The sequence below is a fragment of the Pseudomonas sp. S2_F07 genome (assembly GCF_054668325.1).
Map to the genome: position 1 here is coordinate 5,286,445 of NZ_CP162758.1, position 24,467 is coordinate 5,310,911.

Consider the following 24,467-nt stretch of genomic DNA (forward strand, 5'->3'; position numbering starts at 1 on the left):
TTTTTATCAACTGACACTACGCCTTCGCGAGCAAGCTCGCTCCCACAGTGGATTTTTGTTGCTGACGTATTGTGGAACGGGAGTGTTGCTAAGTGTGTCTAGACTCTCACTGTCCCCAAAGAGTGAAAAAACAATGACAACACCCACTGCGTCCATAGCTCTTTATACCGGCGAAGAACGCAAGAAGCGGATCTTCGCCATTGTCGGTGCCTCGTCCGGCAACCTGGTCGAATGGTTCGACTTCTACGTCTACGCCTTCTGTGCGATCTATTTCGCACCGGCCTTTTTTCCGTCCGATAACCCCACGGTGCAACTGGTCAACACCGCTGGCGTGTTTGCCGCCGGGTTCCTGATGCGACCGATTGGCGGCTGGATTTTCGGGCGGTTGGCGGACAAGCACGGACGCAAGAATTCGATGTTGATCTCGATTCTGATGATGTGCTTCGGCTCGCTGCTGATCGCCTGCCTGCCGACCTATAACAGCATCGGGGTCTGGGCACCTATCCTGTTGCTGTTCGCCCGTTTGCTGCAAGGCTTGTCGGTGGGCGGTGAGTACGGCACTACCGCGACCTACATGAGTGAAGTGGCGCTCAAGGGCCAGCGCGGTTTCTTCGCCTCGTTCCAGTACGTGACCCTGATCGGCGGCCAGTTGCTCGCGGTGTCGCTGGTGGTGATCCTGCAACAGTTCCTCACCGAAGATGACCTGCGTGCCTACGGCTGGCGGATTCCCTTCGTGGTGGGTGCCATGGCGGCGCTGGTTTCGCTGTATCTGCGTCGTTCGCTGAAAGAAACCACCAGCAAGGAAATGCGCGAAAACAAGGATGCCGGCAGCATCAGCGCGTTGTTTCGCGACCATAAAGCCGCGTTCATCACCGTGCTCGGTTACACCGCCGGTGGCTCGCTGATTTTCTACACCTTCACCACGTACATGCAGAAGTACCTGGTAAACACCGCCGGCATGCCGGCCAAGACCGCCAGCTACATCATGACCGGCGCGTTGTTCCTCTATATGTGCATGCAACCGATTTTCGGCATGCTCGCCGACAAGATCGGCCGGCGTAACTCGATGCTCTGGTTCGGCGCCCTCGGCACGCTGTTCACCGTGCCGATCCTGTTGAGCCTGAAAAGCGTGACCAGTCCATTCCTGGCCTTCGTGCTGATTACCGTGGCGCTGGCAATCGTCAGTTTCTACACCTCCATCAGTGGCCTGGTGAAAGCCGAGATGTTCCCGCCCGAGGTGCGTGCACTGGGTGTCGGCCTGGCATATGCGGTGGCGAATGCAATCTTCGGTGGTTCGGCGGAATATGTGGCCTTGAGCCTCAAGGCCGTGGGCATGGAAAACTCCTTCTATTGGTACGTCACGGTGATGATGGCGGTGGCATTCCTGTTCAGCCTGCGCCTGCCGAAACAGCCGAAGTATCTGCAGCAAGACCTTTGATCTTCACGCGCGGGTCGCAAAGGCCCGCGCCTTCAGGAACTGTTTATGAACCAGCGACCGGGCAATCAATTGTTCGATGCCTATTTCACTGCCCGCGATATGCGTGAGGTGTTCTGCGATCAGGGCCGGGTCCAGGCCATGCTCGATTTCGAAGCGGCACTGGCCCGGGCCGAAGCGCGGGCAGGGTTGATTCCGTCGAGTGCTGTCGCGCCGATTGAAGCGGCTTGCCGTGCCGGGCTTTACGACTTTGCGGCGTTGGGCGAGGCGATTGCCACGGCCGGGAATTCGGCGATTCCGTTGGTCAAGGCGCTGGGCAAACAGATCGCGGCCACCGATGCCGAAGCTGAGCGCTATGTACATCTGGGCGCGACCAGCCAGGACGTGATGGACAGCGGCCTGGTGCTGCAACTGCGCCGCGCGCTGGAACTGATCGAAGGCGACCTGGCACAACTGGGGCAGACCCTCGCGTCCCAGGCCCAGCGCTACGCGACCACGCCATTGGCCGGACGCACCTGGCTGCAGCATGCGACGCCGGTCACCCTTGGCATGAAGGTCGCCGGCTGGCTGGGGGCAGTGACCCGCAGTCGTCAACGTTTGGCCGAACTCAAGCCGCGTGTGCTGGTGCTGCAATTTGGCGGCGCGTCCGGAACCCTGGCGGCCCTTGGCGAGCAGGCCATGCCGATTGCCCAAGCGCTGGCCGAAGAGCTGCAACTGACCTTGCCCGATCAGCCGTGGCACACCCAGCGTGATCGCGTGGTGGAGTTCGGCGCCGCGCTCGGCCTGATCGCCGGCAGTCTCGGCAAGCTTGGGCGTGATATCAGCCTGTTGATGCAAACCGAGGCCGCCGAAGTGTTCGAACCCTCGGCGCCGGGCAAGGGCGGTTCCTCGACCATGCCGCACAAGCGTAATCCGGTGGGCGCGGCGGTGCTGATTGGCGCGGCGACGCGTGTGCCGGGTCTGCTGTCGACGCTGTTCAGCGCCATGCCTCAGGAACACGAGCGTAGCCTGGGCCTGTGGCATGCCGAGTGGGAAACCCTGCCGGAGATTTGCTGCCTGGTGTCGGGCAGCCTGCAGCAAGCGCTGTTGATCGCCAAAGGACTGGAAGTGGATGCCGGGCGCATGGCTCGCAACCTTGATTTGACCCAGGGCCTGGTGCTCGCCGAAGCGGTGAGCATCGTCCTCGCGCAGCGGGTTGGGCGCGATACCGCGCACCATCTGCTGGAGCAATGCTGCAAACGCGCCGTTGCCGAACAACGTCACCTGCGCGCGGTCCTCGGCGACGAACCGCAAGTGACCGCCGAGCTGTCGGCGGCTGAACTCGATCATCTGCTGGACCCCGCCCACTATCTCGGTCAGGCCCAGACCTGGGTCGAGCGGGCGGTGGCTGAACATTCTGCATTGACTGCCTGAAGGAGACTTGCTGTGGCTTTTGTACAACTCGCCGAGGGCGAACTGCATTACCAACTCGATGGACCGGTCGATGCGCCGGTGCTGGTGCTGTCCAACTCCCTGGGCACGGACCTGCACATGTGGGACGCGCAGATCCCGGCGTTCACTGAGCATTTTCGCGTGCTGCGTTTCGACACCCGTGGTCACGGCCAATCGCTGGTGACGCCGGGCCCGTACAGCATCGAGCAACTGGGCCGCGACGTGCTCGCCTTGCTGGATGCCTTGCACATCGAGCGCGCGCATTTCTGCGGATTGTCCATGGGCGGGTTGATCGGCCAGTGGCTGGGGATCAATGCCGGCGGGCGCCTGAACAAACTGATCGTGTGCAACACAGCGGCAAAAATCGGCGATCCGTCGGTGTGGAACCCGCGCATTGAGATGGTGCTGCGCGATGGACAGGCGGCCATGGTTGCCCTGCGCGATGCGTCGATTGCCCGCTGGTTCACCCCGGATTTCTCCGAAGCCAACCCGGCGGCAGCCAAGCAGATTACCGACATGCTCGCGGCCACTTCGCCAGAAGGCTATGCGGCCAACTGCGGGGCGGTGCGCGATGCCGATTTCCGCGATCAGCTGTCTTCGATCAAGGTGCCGTTGCTGGTGATTGCCGGTAGTGAAGATGCGGTAACGCCACCGTCCGGTGGGCACTTTATTCAAGAGCATGTGCACGGGGCCGAGTACGCCGAGTTCTACGCCGCGCACTTGTCCAACGTCCAGGCAGGCAATGCGTTCAGCGAGCGCGTGCTGGCGTTCCTGTCGGCTGACTGAGGGTTTTCCTGTGGATGAGAAACAACGTTACGACGAGGGGATGGAAGTCCGTCGCGCGGTCCTCGGCGACGCCCACGTCGACCGCAGCCTGACCGCCCTGACCGAGTTCAACTCGGAGTTTCAGGAAATGATCACCCGCCACGCCTGGGGCGACATCTGGACCCGCCCGGGCCTGCCGCGCCACACCCGCAGCCTGATCACCATCGCCATGCTGATCGGCATGAACCGCGAGGGCGAACTCAAACTGCACCTTCGCGCCGCCGCCAACAATGGCGTGAGCCGTGGCGAGATCAAGGAAGTCATCATGCAGAGTGCAATCTACTGCGGGATTCCGGCGGCCAATGCGACGTTCCACCTGGCCGAGTCGGTGTGGGATGAGTTGGGGGTTGAGTCGCGGGAATAGGGTGGCAGCTTCAAAAAAGATCGCAGCCTGCGGCAGCTCCTACAGGGGTAAGTGAACACCTGTAGGAGCTGCCGCAGGCTGCGATCTTTTGATTTTTAAAGCAGGCTGATCGGATAGCTGATGATCACGCGGTTCTCATCGAACTCGTTGTTGCTGTAGTCGCGACGCATGGTCGAGTTGCGCCACTTCAGGTTCAGGTCCTTCAGCGCACCGCTTTGCACGGTGTAGCCCAGTTCACTTTCCCGTCCCCATTCCTTGCCATCGGTGATGCTACCGGTGTGCACATTGTCACCGCTGATGTAGCGGTTCATGAGGGTCAGGCCCGGTACGCCCACGGCGGCGAAGTTGTAGTCGTGGCGTACTTGCCAGGATTTCTCCTGGGCATTGTCGTAGCTGGAGTTGTAGCTGTCGTTGGCCAGTGTGCCGCCGCTGGTGCCGTTGACCCGCATCCAGGCGTTGTCGCCGGTGAGTTTCTGCAGTCCGACATAGAAGGTGTGGCCGCCGTGCTTGGCCGAAAACAGGCCGTACAGGGTCTTGTTGTCCAGCTCGCCGGCCTGGGCGCTGCCGTCATCCTTGCCGTAGAAGAAACCCAGGTTGGCGCCCAGGGTCCAGTCGCCGATCGGCTGGCTGTGGATCAGATTGATGAATTGCTGGCTGTAGATGTCCTTGAGCTCGGCATTCCACAGACCGATCTGGGTGCGCTTGTCGTTGAACACGTACTCGCCGCCCTGAAAGTTGAAACGGTCGGAGGTGAACGCGGCTTTGCCGGTCATCGACATGTCATCCATGCTGCTGTCGTCCCGTGGGCTGTTCTGGCGGAACTGGCCGCCGTAGAGCGTCAGGCCATTGATCTCCTTCGAGGTGATCTGGCCACCACGGAAGGTTTGCGGCAACGAGCGACCGTCGTCCGAACGCAGGATTGGCAGCACCGGCATCCACTCGCCGACTTTGACTTCGGTCTGCGACAGCTTGGCCTTGAACGCCACGTTGGTGCGGCCAAAGTTGTCTGCCGGGCGACCGTCATGATTCAGCGGCAGCAGTTGCGTACCGCCGGTGCCTTTACCGCCGTCGAGCTTCACCGAATACAAACCGAGCACATCCATGCCGAACCCGACGGTGCCCTGGGTGAAGCCGGATTTGGCGTCGAGGATGAAACTTTGCGTCCACTCTTCAGCCTTGCCCTGAGCCTTGGTCGGGTTGGTGAAGTTGCGGTTGATGTAGAAGTTGCGCAGGTTCAGGTTGACCTTGGCCCCTTCGACAAAACCCGACTCCTCGGCGTAGGCGGGCAGGGCGGCGCTGGCCAGGGCGGTGGCGATCAGGCCGGGAACGAAATACTGCGCGGTGGAAGACGTCATGAGCTCGGGTCTCTCTAATTCTTGGGGATAAAGCGCGGTGATGCCGCAACCCGGGGTTGCAGACGAATATTCGAAATCAGCACAAAACGAAGCGGGTCAGCCGGAGAGGGCAGGGCGCGGGGGCATGGTGTCGAACCTGTTGTTATTGGTTTTGTGGTTCGGATGGTGCGTGGAATGTACTGGATGGTTCAATCGTAATAAACGTGTTTTGGGCGATTATCGAACGCAAGATTGATTCGGGTTTTGTGGTGTGTTGGCCGGCCATAACGGACAACAAAGATTTTCAGACTGCCAACAAAAAGCCCACCAATCGGTGGGCTTCGTGTTTTCACAGCGCTATCAGAAGTACTTCATCTTCGGCGCTTCTTCTTTCAACGGCTCGTTCTTCGCCGTCTGTTCGTTCCAGCCACCACCCAGGGCCTTGTACAGGTTGACCTGGCTGACCAACTGCGCCAGACGGTCGGTGATCAACACCTGTTGCGCACTGAACAGCTGACGCTGGGCATCGAGGAAGGTCAGGTTGCTGTCGACACCGATGCGGTAGCGACGCTCGGCCAGGCGGTAGTAGTCCTGGTTGGCATTGACGAAATCTTTCTGCGCCTGCAACTGCTGGACGTAGGTCTGGCGGGCGGCCAGGCCGTCGGCGACTTCCTGGAAGGCCGTTTGAATGGACTTCTCGTAGTTCGCCACGCCAATGTCTTTCTGGATCTTCGAGTAATCCAGGCTGGCGCTCAGGGCGCCGGCGTTGAAGATCGGCAGGTTGATTTGCGGCTGGAACAACCAGGTGCCCGAGCCACCCTTGAACAGACCGGACAGGTCCGGGCTCAGGCTGCCCGCATTGGCTGTGAGGCTGATGCTCGGGAAGAACGCAGCCCGCGCCGCGCCGATGTTGGCATTGGCGGCCTTGAGGTTGTACTCGGCCTGAAGGATGTCCGGACGACGATGCAGCAGGTCCGACGGCAGGCCGGGCGGAACGTCGCTCAGCAGGTCGTCGTCAAGCGGTTTGGCTGCTTGCAGGTTGGCCGGGACGCCGGTACCGAGCAGCAGCACCAGGCTGTTTTCGTCCTGGGCGACCTGACGGGTGTACTTGGCCAGTTGCGCACGGGCGTTTTCCACCGAGGTACGCGACTGCGCCAGGTCCAGGGCCGAGGCGACGCCGACTTCGTTGCTGCGGGCGGTGAGCTTGTAGCTCTCCTCGAAGGCAGCCAGGGTGTCCTGGGTCAGCTTGTACAGTTCCTTGTCGGCCTGCCAGGTCAGGTAGGCATTGGCCACGCTGGCCACCAGGCTGATCTGCGTGCTGCGGCGGCCTTCTTCCGTGGCGAAGTACTTCTGCAGCGCTTCTTCGTTCAGGCTGCGCACCCGACCGAACAGGTCGAGTTCGTAGGCGCTGACGCCAACAGTTGCCGAGTAGGAACTGGTGATGCCTGCTTCGCCGGTCTGCGAAGCGTCAGCCGGAAGCCGCTGACGGCTGCCGGTGCCGTTGGCCGAGACGGCCGGGAACAGATCGGCACGGGAGATGCGGTATTGAGCCGCAAACGCGTCGATGTTCAGGGCCGCGACACGCAGGTCACGGTTGTTTTCCAGGGCCACCTGGATCAGTTGTTGCAGCGCCGGGTCATGGAAAAACTGCTTCCAGCCCTGCTCGGCAGCCGCTTGCGCCGGTGCCTGGGCCGGCGAGTATGCCAGGCCCTGCGGGTACTGGCCCGCCACCGGCGCTTCGGGCTGCTGATAATCAGGTATCAGCGAGCAGCCACCGAGCACGAAGGCGGCGACTGCCAGGGAGAGTAGCGACTTGCTCATTGGCCAGCCTCTTTAGGAGTTTCAGTAGCATCATCCTGGTCGGCGATTTTGCGCTGGCCTATGGACGACACGGTGACGAAGAACAGCGGGACCCAGAAGATCGCCAGCACAGTCGCCGTGATCATACCGCCGATCACGCCGGTACCGATTGCATGCTGGCTACCGGAACCTGCGCCCGTGGATATCGCCAGTGGTACCACACCGAGGACGAAGGCGAGCGAGGTCATGATGATCGGTCGCAGACGCATGCGGCAGGCCTCGATCGCTGCATCGCGCAGGCTACGCCCTTGTTCGTGCAGTTCCTTGGCAAATTCGACAATCAGAATGGCGTTTTTCGCCGCCAGACCGATAGTCGTCAACAAACCTACCTGGAAGTACACGTCGTTGGACAAACCGCGCAGGCTAGTGGCCATCAGTGCACCGATGATCCCCAGCGGCACCACCAACATCACCGCGATCGGAATCGACCAGCTTTCATACAACGCCGCCAGGCACAGGAACACCATCAGCAGCGACAGGGCGTACAGCGCCGGTGCTTGCGAACCGGACAGACGCTCTTCATACGACAGGCCGGTCCAGGAAATACCGACACCCGCCGGCAGTTTCCTGGCGATGGCTTCGACTTCGAGCATGGCTTCACCGGTGGAGTATCCCGGAGCCGGGGCGCCGAGGATTTCCATCGCTTCCACGCCGTTGTAACGGGCCAGTTTCGGCGAACCGTAGATCCACTCGCCCTTGGCGAACGCCGAGAACGGAACCATGGTGCCGGTGGCGTTACGCACGTACCACTTCTGCAGGTCTTCAGGGCTCATGCGAGCACCGGGCTGGCCTTGCACGTAAACCTTCTTCACACGACCGCGGTCGATGAAGTCGTTGACGTAGCTACTGCCCAAGGCAATCGACAACGTGTTGTTGATGTCAGCGATGGTCACGCCCAGGGCGCTGGCCTTCTCGTCATCGATCTCCAACTGGTATTGCGGTTCGTCGTTCAGGCCGTTCGGACGGACCTGGGACAGGATCTTGCTTTGCGCCGCCATGCCGAGGAACTGGTTGCGCGCCTGCATCAGTTTTTCGTGGCCGATACCGGCACGGTCCTGCAGGAACACGTCGAAACCGGTGGCGTTACCCAGTTCCAGTACCGCTGGTGGCGCGAAGGCGAACACCATGGCATCGCGGAAGGTGAAGAAGTGCTGCTGGGCACGGGCCGCCACCTTGAACACGTTGTTGTCGGCGTTACGTTCGTCCCACGGACGCAGCATGATGAACGCCATGCCCGAACTCTGGCCACGGCCGGCGAAGTTGAAGCCGGTCACGGTAAACACAGAGTTCACCGCATCGCCTTCGCCGCCATCCTTGCCAGGGCGCAGCAGGAATTCACGCATTTCATCCACCACCACCTGGGTGCGCTGGGCCGTGGAGCCGGCCGGGGTCTGCACCTGGGCGAACAGTACACCCTGGTCTTCTTCCGGCAGGAACGCCGTTGGAATGCGGGTGAACAGCCAGATCATGCCCACCACGATCAGCAGGTACGCCAGCAGATACGGGATCTTGCGCTGCAGGATATTGCCGACACCGCGTTCGTAGCCGCGAACGCCGCGGTCGAAATTGCGGTTGAACCAGCCAAAGAAACCACGCTTGGGTACACCATGCTCGCCTTTCGGGATCGGTTTGAGCATGGTGGCGCAAAGCGCCGGGGTGAAGATCAGCGCGACCAGTACCGACAGGGCCATGGCCGAGACGATGGTGATCGAGAACTGCTTGTAGATCACACCGGTGGAGCCGCTGAAGAACGCCATCGGCAACAGAACCGCCGACAGCACCAGGGCGATACCGACCAGTGCGCCCTGGATCTGGCCCATGGATTTCTTGGTGGCTTCCTTGGGCGACAGGCCTTCTTCGCTCATTACCCGTTCGACGTTTTCCACCACGACGATGGCGTCGTCCACCAGCAAGCCGATGGCCAGCACCATGCCGAACATGGTCAGGGTGTTGATGCTGAAGCCGGCGGCCGCGAGGATCCCGAACGTACCGAGCAATACCACCGGCACAGTCATCGTGGTGATGATGGTGGCGCGGAAGTTTTGCAGGAACAGGAACATCACCAGGAACACCAGCGCGACCGCTTCGACCAGGGTGTGAACCACGCCTTTGATCGATTCGGTCACCACCGGGGTGGTGTCGTACGGGAACACCACTTCCATCCCTTCAGGGAAGAAGGGCTTGAGGCTGTCGATGGTCGTGCGCAGGGCTTTTGCGGTGTCGAGAGCGTTGGCACCGGTGGCCAGTTTCACCGCCAGGCCGGAAGCCGGGGCGCCGTTGAACTGGGCGTTGATGCTGTAGTTCTCGCCACCCAGACCGACTTCGGCGACATCCTTGAGGCGAACCTGGGAGCCGTCCTTGTTGACCTTGAGCAGGATCTTGTCGAATTGCTCCGCGGTCTGCAGGCGGGTCTTGCCGATGATGGTTGCGTTCAGCTGGGTGCCGGGCAGGGCAGGCAGGCCGCCGAGCTGGCCGGACGACACCTGGACGTTTTGCGCGGCGATAGCGGTCTTGACGTCGATCGGGGTCAGGTTGAAGTTGTTCAACTTGGCCGGGTCGAGCCAGATACGCATGGCGTACTGCGAACCGAACACCTGGAAGTCACCGACACCGGCGGTCCGCGAGATCGGGTCCTGCATGTTCGACACGATGTAGTTGGACAGGTCGTCCTTGGTCATGCTGCCGTCACGCGACACCACGCCGATCACCAACAGGAAATTCTTCACCGCCTTGGTGACGCGGATACCCTGTTGCTGCACTTCTTGCGGCAGCAGCGGGGTGGCCAGGTTCAGCTTGTTCTGGACCTGAACCTGCGCGGTATCGGAGTTGGTGCCTTGCTCGAAGGTCGCGGTAATGGTCATGGTGCCGTCGGAGTTACTTTCCGACGAGACATAACGCAGGTGGTCGATACCGTTGAGCTGTTGCTCGATCACCTGAACCACGGTGTCCTGAACCGTTTGTGCCGAAGCACCCGGGTAGGTCACGGAGATCGCAATCGCCGGAGGCGCAATGCTCGGGTACTGGTTGATCGGCAACCGGAGGATCGATAGTGCCCCGACCAACATGATCACCAGGGCAATTACCCAGGCGAAAATCGGACGGTCGATAAAAAATTTCGACATGGTTTACTCCCCTTTGCCGCCAGACGCTTTATCAGCTGCCTGGGCGGGGGCCGGGTTCTTTGCGGCTACGTTGGTCGCTTCACTGGCCTTGACTTCGATGCCGGGTTTGACGAATTGCAGACCTTCGGTGATCAGGCGATCGCCGGCCTTCAGGCCGTCTTCGATCAGCCATTGGTTGCCGACGGTGCGGTTGGCCTTGAGTTGACGCAGTTCGACCTTGTTGTCCGGGCCGACAACCAGTGCGGTTGGCGTCCCCTTGAGATCGCGGGTCACGCCTTGTTGCGGGGCCAGGATCGCCGCGCTGTTCACACCGGCCAGCAACTTGGCGTGCACGAACATGCCAGGCAGAAGGGTGTGCTCAGGGTTCGGGAAGATGGCGCGCAGGGTGACAGAACCGGTGGTCTGGTCAACCGAGATTTCGGAGAACTCCAGCTTGCCGTCCAGCTTGTACTCGCTGCCGTCTTCGAGGGTCAGCTTGACCGAGGCTGCGTTATCGCCGGCCTTTTGCAGGCGACCGCTTTCCAGCTCACGGCGCAGTTGCAGCAACTCGACCGAGGACTGCGTCACGTCGACGTAGATCGGGTCGATTTGCTGGATCACCGCCATCGCGTCGACCTGGGCATTGCTGACCAGCGCGCCTTCGGTCACCGAGGAGCGGCCGATGCGGCCGGTCAGCGGGGCATAGACCTTGGTGTAGCGCACGTTGATCTGTGCGGTCTGCAGCGCGGCTTCCGATTGCAGGCGATTGGCCACGGCAGTGTCGTATTCCTGACGGCTTACGGCTTGTTCGTCGACCAGTTGCTTGTAGCGGTCGGAAATCGACTTGGTCGAACGCAGATTGGCTTCGGCGCTGGCGAGCGTTGCTTCATAAATCGACGGGTCGATCTGATAGAGCTGCTGGCCGGCCTTGACGTCACTGCCTTCCTTGAACAGGCGCTTGAGAATGATGCCGTTGACCTGCGGGCGGACTTCGGCAATGCGGAACGCACTGGTACGGCCTGGCAGATCGGATGTCAGGGTGAAAGCTTGCGGTTGCAGAGTCACGACGCCGACCTGAGGCGGTGGGGCGGCCGGTGCTGCCTCTTCCTTTTTGCATCCGCTGAGCAGCGATGCCAGGGCGACGGCGGCGACCAGAGCGGTAACAGCTGGCTTGAATTGCATGAAAATCCTCGGGTCAGGCGCGCAAGGTGCGCACTAGAAAGGTGGAAGGTTGAAAAATGTTTGCCGAGTGGATAAGTAGCTTGCTAAGGAATATACTTACGTACATGGCTGTTTGTAAATACCCAGGCTATGTACCCGCGCCGTTACACAAGCCGTTGAAAGGTTGAAATTGTAGGCCGGGGACGCCCCCCCAGAACGTTCGCCCCACTTTTATTCAGCCGATGTTCAGGCATCGCTGAAGCACCCTGATTGAGGTTGTACTGCCATGGTCCGTCGTACCAAAGAGGAAGCTCAGGAAACCCGCGCGCAAATTCTCGTGGCGGCCGAAAAGGCCTTTTACGAGCGAGGCGTGGCGCGCACCACCCTGGCGGACATCGCGACCCTGGCCGGCGTCACTCGAGGGGCCATCTACTGGCATTTCAGCAACAAGGCGGATCTGGTGCAGGCCATGCTCGACACCCTGCATGAGCCGCTGGAAGAAATGGCCAAGGCCAGCGAGAGCGAAGACGAACTCGATCCCCTGGGCTGCATGCGCAAGCTGTTGATTCATTTGTTTCATCAAATTGCGCTGGACCCGAAAACCCGACGCATTAACGAGATTCTTTTTCATAAGTGCGAATTCACCAATGAAATGTGCGATCTGCGCCAACAACGGGTGTCAGCCAGCCTCGAATGTAATGTGCGGATCGGCCTGGCCCTGAGCAATGCCGTGAACCGTGGCCAGTTGCCGGAAAACCTCGACACTGCCCGCGCCGCGATCAGCTTGCATGCTTATATTGATGGCATCCTGTACCAGTGGCTGCTGGCCCCCGACAGTTTTGAATTGCACGCCGAAGCCGAGCGTTGGGTCGATACCGGTCTGGATCTGTTGCGCTTTAGCCCCAGCCTGCGCAAATAAAGCAAAATGCGTAATCGGCGCCTTGTGTGTCAACCGTTGAAGCCGAAGATGAACAGTTCTTCACGCGCCCTTCCACAATGGGGTGCTTTTATATACTTACACTCGGCAGGTTGACAGGTAGCAAGCTCAGTAATTTGTAGTGAATTTGTGTCGAGTGCTGTGAGTACCTGCCGATGATCGTGGGGATAGTGTCAAACCGTCACATATTAAAAAGCCCCGGCTCTTTCGAGTCGGGGCTTTTGGTTTTCAACAGTTGTCGATTACAGCGTCGGGTAGTCGATGTAACCAACCGGACCCGGGGCGTAGAACAGTTCCGGGCGCGCTTCGTTCAGCGGTGCATCAGCCTTCAAACGTGCCGGCAGGTCAGGGTTGGCAATGAAAGGTACGCCGAATGCGACTGCATCGGCCTTGCCGCTGGCGAGCAACGCGTTGGCGCTGTCCTTGGTGAAACGCTCGTTGGCAATGTAAGGGCCGCCGAAGGCTTCCTTGAGTTGTGGACCGAGGCTGTCGGCACCTTCTTTCTCCCGCGAGCAGATGAAGGCAATGCCACGCTTGCCCAGTTCGCGAGCGACGTAGGTGAAGGTTTCGGCCAGGTTGTCGTCACCCATGTCATGCAGGTCGGCGCGTGGCGACAGGTGCACGCCCACACGGCCGGCCCCCCAGGTTTCGATCGCCGCGTCAGTCACTTCCAGCAGCAGGCGGGCACGGTTTTCCAGGGAGCCGCCGTAGTTGTCGGTGCGCTGGTTGGTGCTGCTTTGCAGGAACTGGTCGAGCAGGTAACCGTTGGCGGCATGGATTTCCACACCGTCGAAGCCGGCGGCCTTGGCGTTCTCGGCACCGACGCGGTAAGCGTCGACGATGTCGGCGATTTCAGCGGTTTCCAGGGCGCGCGGCACCGGGAAGTCGGCCAACGGACGCACCAGGCTGACGTGGCCCTTGGGCTGGATGGCGCTCGGGGCGACCGGGGCTTCATCGTTCAGGTACAAACCGTGGGAAATGCGACCCACATGCCACAGTTGCAGGAAGATCTTGCCGCCCGCGCCATGGATCGCCTTGGTCACGTTGGACCAGCCACGCACCTGATCGTTGGACCAGATGCCCGGGGTGTCCGGGTAGCCGACGCCCATTGGCGTGACCGAAGTGGCTTCGCTGAGGATCAGGCCGGCGGAGGCGCGTTGCACGTAGTACTCGGCCATCAGCGCGTTGGGCACGCGACCTTCGTCGGCGCGGCAGCGGGTCAGTGGCGCCATGATGATGCGGTTGGCCAACTCGAGGTCGCCCAGTTTGATCGGATCGAAAATAGTCGTCATTTAATGGCTCTCTTTTGGAGATCAGTTAGAAGTAGCTGGGGCCAGATCGGGATTGCCGCTCTGACGGAAAGTAATCAGGGTCACCAGCAGGGCGAGTACCGCCAGTACGGCTGCCGCGAGGGGCACGCTGGTCAGGCCGAAGCCGTGGGCGATCACGCTGCCGCCGACCCAGGCACCCACGGCGTTGCCGATGTTGAAAGCGCCAATATTCAGGGTCGACACCAGGTTCGGTGCGGCCTTGCCGAAGGTCACCACGTTCACTTGCAGCGCCGGTACGGCGGCGAAGCACGCGGTGGCCCAGAGGAACAGGGTGATTTCGGTCGGGATCAGCGCGACACTGGTCCAGGTCAGCACGGTGGACACCACGGCCATGGTGATGAACACGCCGATCAGCGTCGCGGCCATGCCTTTGTCGGCCAGCTTGCCGCCGATGATGTTGCCGACCGTCAGGCCCAGACCGATGAGCATCAGGGTCCAGGTCACGCCACGGGGCGAGACGCCGGTCACTTCACCCAGCAGCGGGGCGACGTAGGTGAACAGGGTGAACACCGACGCGGCAAACAGCGCGGTCATGCTCAGGGACAGCCAGATGCCGCCGCCCTTGAGTGCGGCCAGTTCGGCGCGCATGTCGAGTTTTTCTTCATCACGCTTGGCCGGCAGGAAGCGGATCAAGCCGATCAGTGCGATCACACCGATCACGGTCACGGCCCAGAAGGTCGAACGCCAGCCGGCTTCCTGACCGAGGGCGGTGCCCAGCGGTACGCCGAGGACGTTGGCCAGGGTCAGGCCGGTGAACATCAGGGCCACGGCCGAAGCGCGTTTGTTCGCAGGCACCAGTCCGGCGGCTACCACCGAACCGATACCGAAGAAGGCGCCGTGGCACAGGGCGGTGACCACACGGGCGAACATCAGGACGTTGTAGTCGCCGGCGACTGCGCAAAGCAGGTTGCCGACAATGAAGATGCCCATCAACGCCACCAGGGCTGCCTTGCGCGGCAGTTTGGCGGTGGCCAGCGCCATGAACGGCGCACCGATGGCCACGCCCAGGGCGTAACCGGTCACCAGCCAGCCGGCACCGGGAATCGACACACCGAGGTCAGCCGCCACGTTGGGCAGCAGGCCCATGATGACGAACTCGGTGGTGCCGATGGCGAAGGCGCTCAAGGCCAGGATGAGTAGCGAGAGGGGCATTGTTTAATTCCTTGTCGGCCGTTAAGGGTCAGAGCTCTTTACTGAAGGTTTTGAGGAACTCCTGAATGGTTTCCTCGTTACGTTTGAAAAAATGCCACTGGCCGACTTTACGGCTGCTGATCAGGCCGGCGCGTTGCAGGGTCGCCAGGTGTGCGGACACCGTGGACTGCGACAGGCCGCAACGTTGATCGATCTGCCCGGCGCAAACGCCGTGCTCGTTACTATGGGACTGGTCGGGAAATTCGACGGTCGGGTCCTTGAGCCAGTGCAGGATTTCTCGCCGTACTGGGTGTGCCAGGGCTTTTATTATTTCGTCGAGATTGATGGTCATGATGTGGGCTCGTGATGTTTAAAACGCTATATCGCGATGAGGCGAACTTTAAATCGGTATTTCGCGATATACAAATATGATTTGGCTCTGACCAGCTCACGTTTCGGTATATCGAGTTATAACGATATGGTGAGTGTAACAAGACAAGGGGGCAGTGCTAAGCTGCGCCCATGAACTATCTCGCACATCTTCACCTCGGTGGCCAGCGTCCTGGCCAATTGCTCGGCAGTCTGTATGGCGATTTCGTCAAGGGACGGCTGCAAGGGCAGTTCGCTCCGGAAATCGAGGTGGCTATCCAGTTGCACCGCAGCATCGACGTGTTCACCGATCGCCACCCGCTGGTGGACGTCGCGTTGTCGCGTTTTTCCCTGACCCGTCGTCGCTACGCGGGGATCGTGCTCGACGTGTTTTTCGACCATTGCCTGGCTCGTGACTGGACTCTGTACGCCGACCGGCCGCTGGAGCTGTTCACTTCAGACGTGTACCGGGTGCTGTCCAGCGAACGACAACTGCCGGAGCGGCTGGCGAAGATTGCGCCGCACATGGTGGCCAATGACTGGCTGGGTTCGTATCAGGAATTCGAAGTGCTGGAGCAGGTGTTGCGCGGGATCTCGCGGCGCCTGACCCGGCCGGAAGAACTGGCGGCGGCGATGCAGGAGTTGCGGCGGTTGTATGAACCGTTGAGCGAGGACTTCAGGTTGTTCTATCCGCAGCTACAGGATTTTGCCCGGAACTATCCAACACCATAAAACCAATGTGGGAGCGGCGGTGCGGCGATCCGACTTGCTCGCGAAGGCGTAGTATCAGGCGACATTGATATCGGCTGATACACCGCTTTCGCGAGCAAGCCCGCTCCCACAGGGTACTTCGGTGAATCGGAGATTGAATCAAGCCGCAATGGCAGGGCGCATCGGTGCGCGCTGAGGTTCTGCGACAGCTCCAAACAACGCCTTCTGCACCGCCTGCTGTGCCTCGAACGCCAGGGCCGCGCGTTCCCGACCTTCGCAAGCGATTGGCTTGAGCAGATGAATCTCCGCGCCGCCACGGTCATTGGCAAACAAGCGCATCAGATGCGAAAGCAAGTCATCGTCGCCAATGAACGGCGCCAGCGCGCAAGGCTGGCCGTCGCGCACATAACGAATCGCCACCGGCTGCATCGCCACTTCGGAATCGATGGCGGCGGACAGCAAGCGGCCGTGGAAAGTACGCAGCGAACGGCCGTCGGTGGTGGTGCCTTCCGGAAACATCAGCAGGGGGTGTGCCTGTTCCAGGTGACGGGTCATCTGCTTGCGGATCAACTGGCTGTCACCCGAGCCACGGCGGATAAACAGGCTGCCGGCCTTGGCCGCCAACCAGCCTGCCACCGGCCAGGTGCGCACTTCGGCCTTGGACAGGAACGACAGCGGCGTGAGCATCCCCAACAACGGGATGTCGGTCCAGGACACGTGGTTGCTGACCCACAGCATCGGCGTCTTCGGCAGCTCGCCGTGGACGGTCACGTCGAAGGGCAGGGCGTTGCTCAGGCGGGCCATGAAAAAACGCGACCAGCGCTGACGACGCGCCATCGAGTGGGCCAGGCCCAGGCGCTCGAACAGCCCGAACACACTGGCCATACAAAGGCCCAGCGTCACCACCAGCAGCACTCGCGCGATTCGCGCGTACACCCGCAGCCGGCTCATTACACAGCCGCCTTGAAGTGTTTGGCGTAACGCGGGCACAGCTCGTCGCGTTTGAGCAGGATGAACACGTCGGCGACCTGGAAATCTTCGTCCCAGCATGGCTCGCCGCAGATCTTGGCGCCCAGGCGCATGTAGGCCTTGAGCAGCGGTGGCATTTCGGCGATCACGTTCGAAGGGATGGCCAGGCTCGGCAGCGGGTTTTTCGGTTCGGCGCGCAGGTGTTCGGTGCACAGGTAGCGTTCGCGCAGACGCTGCATGATCGCGTGGGCCTGTACACCGCCGTCCTGCATCGGAATGCTCGCGCAACCCATCAGGTAGCTGTAGCCGCCCTGGTTCAGGACTTCGGCCAGTTCGCCCCAGAGCACGGCGATGGTGCCGCCGTTGCGGTAGGCCGGGTCGACGCAGGTGCGACCGATTTCCAGGATCGGGCCTTGCAGGTGCACCAGGCCGTGGAGGCTGAATTCTTCTTCGCTATAGAATTTGCCCAGGCTGCTGGCAGCCGTGTGGTCGAGCAAACGGGTGGTCGCCACCAGACGGCCGGTATTCAGGTCACGCACACCGATGTGGGCGCAGTGAACGTCGTAGTCATCCATGTCCAGACCCAGTTCCGCGCCTTTGAGCTTGGCGTTGAACTCACCGCTGAACACGTTGAAGCGCAAGGCCTGGGCCTCCTGCAATGCCTCGGCGCCCACCAGGCGTTCGGCTTGCAGGCGGCGTTCGTTGCCGGTGTCGCTGATGCGGGCGATCTGAGTCATGGCGAATCTCCGTGCGGGCTGCTCACCTGTCTTTGGGCTACAGCGAATCGACTTGTCTAGCCGTGTTGTGCAAAGTCAGGCTATGTAGCCCCGGTGTCATCGCCATTAAGCTTTGGTGATGCTTATATGACAGCCCTCGAGGAGCCCCTTATGCCCTGGCAAACCCTGTTGAACCGCCGTGATCGCTTGCCCGCCAACCCGGATCTGGCCGAAGGCTTCGCGACTTTGTTGCAGCAGTTGGGCACGGTCGCGCCGTTTGAACTGGCGGTGCTTGGCGGGCGGCTGATGGCGACGCCGGGGCTGGCGTTTCTGGTGGGGTATCAGGCGGCCTTGCGCATGCTCTGGCCAAGCGCGCCACTGAGCCTGGGTGCGCTGTGCGCCACCGAACAGCGCAGCCTGCGCCCGGCCGACATGCAAACCCGGTTGAGCGGTTTGCGCCTGAGCGGACGCAAGGATTTCGTCACCGCCGGTAATGCAGCCGACTGGCTGCTGGTGGCTGCGCGCAGTGAGGAGCCCGGCGCAGATCCACGCTTGAGCCTGGCGGTGATCTATCGCGACGAGCCGGGTGTGCGGGTGGAAAAGCTGGCGCCGATCCCGTTGATGCCGGACATCAGCCATGGCCGCCTGTTTCTGGATAACGCGCTGTGCGAGTTGCTCGCGGGGGATGGTTGGGACGCGTACGTCAAACCGTTCCGCACGCTGGAAGACATCTATGTACTGAGCGCCATGACGGCGTGGTTGTATGGCGTCGGTCAGGAATGCGATTGGCCGCAAGGCTTGCAACTGCGATTGCTGGGGTTGCTGGCGGGGTGTGCGGAAGCCAGCCGCCAGCCACCGACCCATCCGGCCGGGCATGTGATGCTTGGCGGGTTGTTTGCTCTGTTCGATGGGCTCAAGGCTGAGGTGAATGAAGCGCTGGCTGGAGGGCCTCCAGAGTGGGCGACGATGTGGCAGCGGGATCAGGCGGTGATGGATTTGGCGGCAGGGGCTCGGGGCAAGCGGTTGGCCAAGGCAATGGCAGACCTCTGACGATTCCGGGTAGGAGCTGCCGAAGGCTGCGATCTTTTGATCCTGTTCTTTTCGGTATGGCCAAAGAGCAAAATCAAAAGATCGCAGCCTTCGGCAGCTCCTACAAGGGTCGCGTGAGTGTCATTTAACTGGGCTAGGCTGATCCGGTTATTCCCTGTGAGCCCCCGCCATGCCCAAAGGCTTGTCCCTGATTTTCCTGCTGTTGCTCAGCCTCACGGCCCAGGCTGAAAACTGGCCCGCCGAGCAATGGCCGACCGCCCCGACGCCCGCTGGCCCGGCGCTTCAAGCCCTGGAAGCCTATGCCTTCCCACCCCGCGACGACACTACTCGCCAGGGCATTCGCACCGATGCCTTGCTGGTGATCCGCGACGGCCAGTTGATCTACGAACGCTACGCCGGCCCGACGACGGCCGAGACGCCGCACCTGACCTGGTCGATCAGCAAGAGCCTGATGGCGACGGTCCTCGGTGTGGCCTACGGCGAAGGCTTGTTCAAACTCAGCGACCCTGTGGCGAAGTTTTATCCGCCCCTGCAAAAATACCCCGACATGACCATGGCCGACCTGCTGCACTGGGCCTCGGGCCTGGACTGGCAGGAAGACTACGAATACGCGCCGCTAAAGTCTTCGGTGGTGGCCATGCTCTACACCCGTGGTCACCACGACATGGCGGCGTTCACCGCGGCCCATGCGGAGTACGCAGCGCCCGGCCAGGCATTTCGCTACTCCAGCGGTGACAGCAACCTGTTGTCCGCCGCATTGAAAACCATCGTCGGCCCCAGCCGCTATCCCGACTATCCGTGGACTGCGCTGTTCGAGCCGCTGGGCATTCGCCATGCCATTTGGGAAACCGATGACACGGGCACTTTCGTCGCTTCTTCCTATGCCTACCTCACTGCAAGGGACCTGGCCCGGGTCGGTCTGTTGATGGCCCGCGAGGGGCGCTGGGCAGGCAAGCAATTGCTGCCCAAGGACTGGGTGGCGTTCAACCGCGAGCTGTTCACTCACTATCACGCCGGTCAAGACGATGCCGTCCCCGGCGGCCAGTGGTGGCTCAATCGAGCTGTTGAGGGCGTGGCACGACCCTGGCCCGATGCCCCCGCCGACACCTTCGCCGCGTTGGGTCATTGGGGCCAGGCAATGTATGTGATCCCCAGTGAACAACTGGTGATCGTCCGCTACGGCGATGACCGTGACGGTCGTTACCGGCACAACCAATTGCTGCAGCTCGCGCTCAAGGCCTTTGCCGGGAAGGTGCGGCCATGAGCGGTTTCATTCGTCGTCGACCGGTCAGTTCCCTGTTGCTGATCCTGCTGATCGCCTTGCTCGGCTGGATCTGGCACGAGCGGGTGGCGTTGTGGGCGTTCCCCGACATCATCAGCGCCTACACCGCCAAGGAATACTGTTCGTGCCGCTACGTGATGAACAACGACGCCGAGTACTGCCGCGGCTATGTGAAACAGTGGCTGCCCGCCAGCGGCTTTACCGATGACCCGTTCGGCAAGCGCGTCACGGTCAGCGGCATGGGCCGCAGCAACAGTGCGGCGTGGATCGGCGAGCGCCAGGGCTGCCGCTTGCGGCCCTGATTTCCCTTCAGGTTCCACTCTGTGGAACCACATTCGATTGTCCTGGCGCGCGACTCGCGGTTATCTGGCGGTGAGCGCGACCTGCTGTCGCGAAATCACAGCGAACAACAAGAACGGGACTACACCCGGCCCGAGGACAATCGTCATGACCCGATATCAGCACATCCTTGCCTGGCTCAACGACGTGGCCAGCGACCTGCACGCCACCCGCCAGGACATCCACGCCCACCCGGAACTCGGCTTCGAGGAAAACCGCACTTCGGCGCTGGTGGCCAAATCCCTGGCGGATTGGGGCTACGAGGTGCATACCGGCATCGGCAAGACCGGTGTGGTTGGCGTGCTGCGTAACGGCAGCAGCCCGCGCAGACTCGGCTTGCGGGCGGACATGGACGCGCTGCCGATCAACGAGAACACTGGTGCAACTTACAGCAGCCAGCATCAGGGCTGCATGCACGCTTGTGGGCATGACGGCCACACCACGATGCTGCTGGGCGCGGCGCGCTACCTGGCGGCGACCCGCCAGTTCGATGGCACCCTGACGTTGATTTTCCAGCCTGCCGAAGAAGGCCAGGGCGGTGCCGAAGCGATGCTCGCCGATGGCCTGCTCGAACGTTTCCCCTGCGATGCGTTGTTCGGCATGCACAACATGCCGGGGCTACCCGCCGGCCATCTGGGTTTTCGTGAGGGGCCGATGATGGCCTCGCAGGATTTGCTTAACGTCACCATCGAAGGTGTCGGCGGCCACGGTTCGATGCCGCATCTGGCAGTCGACCCGCTGGTGGCGGCGGCCAGTGTGGTCATGGCCCTGCAGACCGTGGTCGCGCGCAACATCGATGCGCAGCAGGCGGCGGTGGTCACGGTGGGCGCGTTGCAGGCCGGGGAGGCGGCCAACGTCATTCCACAGCAGGCGATCCTGCGCCTGAGCCTGCGGGCACTGAATGCCCAGGTGCGCGAGCAGACCCTCGAACGCGTGCGCGCAATCATCGAATCCCAGGCCCGGAGTTTCGGATGCAGTTCGCGCATCGAACATCGCCCGGCCTACCCGGTGCTGGTCAACCACGCGGCCGAAACCGAGTTCGCCCGGCAGGTCGGTGTCGAGTTGGTTGGCGCTGATGCGGTGGACGGCAACACCCCCAAACTCATGGGCAGCGAAGACTTCGCCTGGATGCTGCAACGCTGCCCCGGCGCCTATCTGTTCATCGGCAATGGCGTGTCGCGGCCGATGGTCCACAACCCCGCCTATGACTTCAACGACGACATCCTGCTGACCGGTGCCGCGTATTGGGGCGCGCTGACCGAGAGCTGGCTCAAGCCTGCCTGACTCCTGGCACTTTCTACTGCCGCTGGACCGGGTGCGCGCTGCCGTGCCCGCCGTTTCCCAACAGGTTCTGGAGAGCTCCCCATGCACACTTCGAGCACAGGCGTTTCGCGCACCCGGCAGGTGGTCGCCGCGGTTATCGGCAACGCGCTGGAATGGTATGACTTCATCGTTTACGGCTTTCTGGCCAGCATCATCGCCCGGCAATTTTTCCCCTCTGACGACGAATACGCATCCTTGCTGATGGCCCTGGCAACTTTCGGCGTCGGCTTCTTCATGCGTCCGGTGGGCGGCATCCTGCTGGGGATGTATTCGGACCGCAAAGGACGCAAGGCGGCGATGCAGATGATCATTCGCCTGATGACCGTATCCATCGCACTGATTGCGTTTGCGCCGAACTACGCCGCTATCGGCATGGGCGCGCCGCTGTTGATCGTGGTTGCGCGGATGCTGCAAGGCTTCGCCACAGGTGGCGAGTACGCCAGCGCCACGGCGTTCCTGGTGGAGAGCGCCCCGGCACACCGCAAGGGTTTGTATGGCTCGTGGCAATTGGTCGGGCAATGCCTGGCGGTGTTCTCCGGGGCGGCGATGGTCGCCTTGTTCACCCACCTGCTGTCCCCTGAGGCACTGGAGAGCTGGGGCTGGCGGATTCCGTTTGTGCTGGGCTTGCTGATCGGCCCGGTGGGCTTGTGGATTCGCAAGCACATGGAAGAACCGGAAGAATTTCTCGAAGCACGCAAACAGGCCAAAGGCGCGAGCCCAAGCCTGATGCAAGTGATCCGCGAACACCGACGCAGCATTCTGGTGTCCATGGGCCTGGCCTGTGGCGCGACCGTGTCGTTCTACGTGGTGTTGGTGAACATGCCGACTTTCGCCCATAAGAATCTCGGCCTGCCGCTGGATCAGGTGCTGCTGGTGCAAATGCTCGCGGTGGCGCTGATGACCGTGATCATTCCCTTGTCTGGCGCACTGTCGGACCGCCTCGGCCGCCGCCCGGTGTTGATGGCCTTCACCCTGGCGTTTTTCCTGATGGTTTATCCCTTGTACGTGTGGGTGGCGGCGGCGCCATCGGTGGAGCGTTTGCTGGTGATGCAACTGTTGCTGTGCAGTGCGATCGGTGGTTTTTTCGGCCCGGCTCCGACGGCACTGGCCGAGCAGTTCCCGATCGAAGTGCGCTCCACCGGGGTGTCGGTGGCTTACAACGTCGCGGTCATGGTCTTCGGCGGGTTCGCGCCGCTGATCGTCACCTGGCTGAGCAAGGTTTTGGCGACTCCGGTGGCGCCATCGTTCTACGTGTTGTTCGCCTGCTTGCTGACGTTGCTCGGCACCTACTGCATGCAGGAAGCACCACGGGCAAAAAGATCCGTTGAACTCAATCTTGGGGTGAAACCTTGAGCAGCAATCCGATTGTTGAAATGGAGGCCGATGCGCTGTCCCGGGCCATTCATGGGCGGCAGGTGTCCTGTCGCGAGGTGATGCAGGCGTATCTGGCGCAGATCGAACGCTTCAATCCACAGGTCAATGCGCTGGTGTCCCTGCGTCCGGCCCAGGCGTTGCTGGCAGAGGCCGACGAGCGTGATAGCGAACTCAACCGGGGTCAGTCCCGAGGCTGGATGCACGGCATGCCGCAAGCGGTCAAGGACCTGGCGGCCACCGCCGGTTTGCGCACCACCATGGGCTCGCCGCTGTTCGCCGAGCAGGTTCCGCAACACGACGCCATCAGCGTGGCGCGGGTGCGCGACTGCGGGGCGATCATCATCGGCAAGAGCAACGTCCCGGAGTTCGGCCTCGGCTCGCAAACCTACAACAGCGTGTTTGGCACCACCACCAACGCCTACGACCCGACCCTGGTTGCCGGCGGCAGCAGCGGCGGGGCGGCGGTGGCGCTGGCGTTGCGCATGCTGCCGGTGGCCGACGGCAGCGACATGATGGGCTCGCTGCGCAATCCGGCGGCGTTCAACAACGTCTATGGATTGCGTCCGTCCCAGGGGCGCGTGCCGTTCGGGCCCGGGCCGGAAATGTTCGTCCAGCAACTGGCCACTGAAGGCCCGATGGGCCGCACGGTCACCGATGTTGCCCGTTTGCTCGGCACCCAGGCCGGGTATGACCCGCGCGTGCCGTTGTCGCTGACTGAAGACCCGGGGATATTTCATCAGTCGTTGCAGCAGGATTTCAGCGATGTGCGACTCGGCTGGCTGGGGGACTACAACGGCTACCTGCCGATGGAGCCCGGCGTCATGAGCCTGTGTGAATCGGCGTTGCAGGACTTCGCCGCCCTGGGTTGCAAAGTCGAGGCCTGCCAGCCGGACTTCTCCCTGGAACGCCTGTGGCAAACCTGGCTGGTGCATCGCCACTGGCTGGTGCAAGGCAGCCTCGGCGGGTTGTATGCCGATGCGCAAAAACGCGAACGACTCAAACCCGAAGCCCGATGGGAAGTCGAGGGCGGGCTGCGTCTGACGGCGGCGGATGTCTATCAGGCCTCGGTCAGTCGCAGCGAGTGGTATCGAGCGCTGAACGAATTGTTCGAACGTTACGACTTCCTGCTGCTGCCTACCGCCCAGGTGTTTCCTTTTGATGCACAAACCCCTTGGCCGCGCGTCGTTGGCGGGCAGGCCATGGACACCTACCACCGCTGGATGGAGGTTGTCATCGGGCCGACCCTGGCCGGGTTGCCGAGCATGAATGTGCCGGTGGGATTCAACCAGGCCGGACTGCCGATGGGCCTGCAAATCATAGGTCGGGCCCAGGCTGACCGCGCGGTGTTGCAACTGGCGTTTGCCCATGAGCAGTTGACTCAATGGGTCAAGCGCAGGCCGCCCGGCTGTCTGCAAAATGCCTGA

The 24,467-nt window shown here is 61.7% G+C and carries 21 protein-coding genes; 12 read left to right on the top strand and 9 right to left on the bottom strand.

Annotated features, from left to right (window positions below; genetic code table 11):
* Nucleotides 1-133 precede the first annotated feature (133 nt).
* From AB4O40_RS23915 to pcaC, 4 genes are read left to right on the top strand one after another with little or no spacing between them, the layout of a single operon-like run.
* Nucleotides 134-1,438 (top strand): MFS family transporter, encoded by a 1,305-nt coding sequence (locus AB4O40_RS23915; protein WP_056720803.1) that lies wholly within the window; start codon nt 134-136, stop codon nt 1,436-1,438.
* 45 nt (nt 1,439-1,483) lie between these two features.
* Nucleotides 1,484-2,848: a 3-carboxy-cis,cis-muconate cycloisomerase gene (locus AB4O40_RS23920; protein WP_056720801.1), complete on the top strand. Its 1,365-nt coding sequence runs from the start codon at nt 1,484-1,486 to the stop codon at nt 2,846-2,848.
* Nucleotides 2,849-2,860: 12 nt separating this feature from the next.
* Nucleotides 2,861-3,652, top strand: a complete 792-nt coding sequence (gene pcaD / locus AB4O40_RS23925) for a 3-oxoadipate enol-lactonase (RefSeq protein WP_056720799.1) — start codon at nt 2,861-2,863, stop codon at nt 3,650-3,652.
* Nucleotides 3,653-3,662: 10 nt separating this feature from the next.
* The gene (pcaC, locus tag AB4O40_RS23930; RefSeq protein ID WP_056720797.1) at nt 3,663-4,055 is read left to right on the top strand and encodes a 4-carboxymuconolactone decarboxylase; all 393 of its coding nucleotides are present in this window, start codon (nt 3,663-3,665) and stop codon (nt 4,053-4,055) included.
* Nucleotides 4,056-4,150: 95 nt separating this feature from the next.
* Here the strand turns inward: pcaC and AB4O40_RS23935 are convergent, their stop codons facing one another.
* The 4 genes from AB4O40_RS23935 to emhA form a co-directional block, all read right to left on the bottom strand.
* Entirely contained in the window at nt 4,151-5,410 is a 1,260-nt protein-coding gene (locus tag AB4O40_RS23935) for an OprD family porin (RefSeq protein ID WP_056720795.1), read from the bottom strand.
* A gap of 339 nt (nt 5,411-5,749) precedes the next feature.
* A complete protein-coding gene (gene emhC / locus AB4O40_RS23940; protein ID WP_056720793.1) occupies nt 5,750-7,210 on the bottom strand; it encodes an efflux RND transporter outer membrane subunit EmhC in 1,461 nt (486 codons plus the stop codon).
* Nucleotides 7,207-10,371: an efflux RND transporter permease subunit EmhB gene (emhB, locus tag AB4O40_RS23945; protein WP_056720791.1), complete on the bottom strand. Its 3,165-nt coding sequence runs from the start codon at nt 10,369-10,371 to the stop codon at nt 7,207-7,209. Before emhB ends, emhC begins: the two co-directional genes overlap by 4 nt.
* Nucleotides 10,372-10,374: 3 nt before the next feature.
* On the bottom strand, nt 10,375-11,532 hold the full coding sequence (gene emhA / locus AB4O40_RS23950; protein WP_056720789.1) for an efflux RND transporter periplasmic adaptor subunit EmhA: 1,158 nt from the start codon (nt 11,530-11,532) through the stop codon (nt 10,375-10,377).
* A gap of 265 nt (nt 11,533-11,797) precedes the next feature.
* Here emhA and emhR point away from each other — a divergent pair, with 265 nt between their 5' ends.
* Nucleotides 11,798-12,430: an efflux system transcriptional repressor EmhR gene (emhR, locus tag AB4O40_RS23955; RefSeq protein WP_223541656.1), complete on the top strand. Its 633-nt coding sequence runs from the start codon at nt 11,798-11,800 to the stop codon at nt 12,428-12,430.
* Between the two features lie 260 nt (nt 12,431-12,690).
* On the opposite strand, the gene AB4O40_RS23960 is transcribed toward emhR, so the two are convergent.
* From AB4O40_RS23960 to AB4O40_RS23970, 3 genes are read right to left on the bottom strand one after another with little or no spacing between them, the layout of a single operon-like run.
* Nucleotides 12,691-13,740: an alkene reductase gene (locus AB4O40_RS23960; protein WP_056720785.1), complete on the bottom strand. Its 1,050-nt coding sequence runs from the start codon at nt 13,738-13,740 to the stop codon at nt 12,691-12,693.
* A 21-nt stretch (nt 13,741-13,761) separates the two neighbouring features.
* Complete coding sequence (locus tag AB4O40_RS23965; RefSeq protein ID WP_056720782.1) at nt 13,762-14,931, bottom strand: MFS transporter; 1,170 nt, start codon at nt 14,929-14,931, stop codon at nt 13,762-13,764.
* A gap of 28 nt (nt 14,932-14,959) precedes the next feature.
* Nucleotides 14,960-15,262, bottom strand: coding sequence for an ArsR/SmtB family transcription factor (locus tag AB4O40_RS23970; protein ID WP_007983055.1), 303 nt, complete (start codon nt 15,260-15,262; stop codon nt 14,960-14,962).
* A gap of 170 nt (nt 15,263-15,432) precedes the next feature.
* On the opposite strand from AB4O40_RS23970, the gene AB4O40_RS23975 reads away from it, so the two are divergent.
* On the top strand, nt 15,433-16,011 hold the full coding sequence (locus AB4O40_RS23975; protein WP_223541655.1) for an acyl carrier protein phosphodiesterase: 579 nt from the start codon (nt 15,433-15,435) through the stop codon (nt 16,009-16,011).
* 138 nt (nt 16,012-16,149) lie between these two features.
* On the opposite strand, the gene AB4O40_RS23980 is transcribed toward AB4O40_RS23975, so the two are convergent.
* Both AB4O40_RS23980 and olsB read right to left on the bottom strand, forming a co-directional pair.
* The gene (locus AB4O40_RS23980; protein ID WP_223541654.1) at nt 16,150-16,941 is read right to left on the bottom strand and encodes a lysophospholipid acyltransferase family protein; all 792 of its coding nucleotides are present in this window, start codon (nt 16,939-16,941) and stop codon (nt 16,150-16,152) included.
* On the bottom strand, nt 16,941-17,696 hold the full coding sequence (gene olsB / locus AB4O40_RS23985) for an L-ornithine N(alpha)-acyltransferase (protein WP_046041475.1): 756 nt from the start codon (nt 17,694-17,696) through the stop codon (nt 16,941-16,943). The genes AB4O40_RS23980 and olsB overlap by 1 nt, the downstream gene beginning before the upstream one ends.
* Nucleotides 17,697-17,846: 150 nt before the next feature.
* On the opposite strand from olsB, the gene AB4O40_RS23990 reads away from it, so the two are divergent.
* From AB4O40_RS23990 to AB4O40_RS24015, 6 genes are all read left to right on the top strand, one after another.
* On the top strand, nt 17,847-18,725 hold the full coding sequence (locus tag AB4O40_RS23990) for an acyl-CoA dehydrogenase family protein (RefSeq protein WP_414918557.1): 879 nt from the start codon (nt 17,847-17,849) through the stop codon (nt 18,723-18,725).
* Nucleotides 18,726-18,894: 169 nt separating this feature from the next.
* Nucleotides 18,895-19,989, top strand: a complete 1,095-nt coding sequence (locus AB4O40_RS23995) for a serine hydrolase domain-containing protein (protein ID WP_223541652.1) — start codon at nt 18,895-18,897, stop codon at nt 19,987-19,989.
* Nucleotides 19,986-20,309, top strand: coding sequence for a hypothetical protein (locus AB4O40_RS24000; protein WP_056720773.1), 324 nt, complete (start codon nt 19,986-19,988; stop codon nt 20,307-20,309). Before AB4O40_RS23995 ends, AB4O40_RS24000 begins: the two co-directional genes overlap by 4 nt.
* Nucleotides 20,310-20,454: 145 nt before the next feature.
* Nucleotides 20,455-21,630 carry a M20 aminoacylase family protein gene (locus tag AB4O40_RS24005; RefSeq protein WP_056720771.1) on the top strand — a complete coding sequence of 392 codons (1,176 nt, stop codon included), beginning with the start codon at nt 20,455-20,457 and terminating at the stop codon, nt 21,628-21,630.
* 81 nt (nt 21,631-21,711) lie between these two features.
* On the top strand, nt 21,712-23,022 hold the full coding sequence (locus AB4O40_RS24010; RefSeq protein ID WP_056720769.1) for a citrate-proton symporter: 1,311 nt from the start codon (nt 21,712-21,714) through the stop codon (nt 23,020-23,022).
* A gap of 20 nt (nt 23,023-23,042) precedes the next feature.
* Nucleotides 23,043-24,467, top strand: a complete 1,425-nt coding sequence (locus AB4O40_RS24015) for an amidase (protein ID WP_056722266.1) — start codon at nt 23,043-23,045, stop codon at nt 24,465-24,467.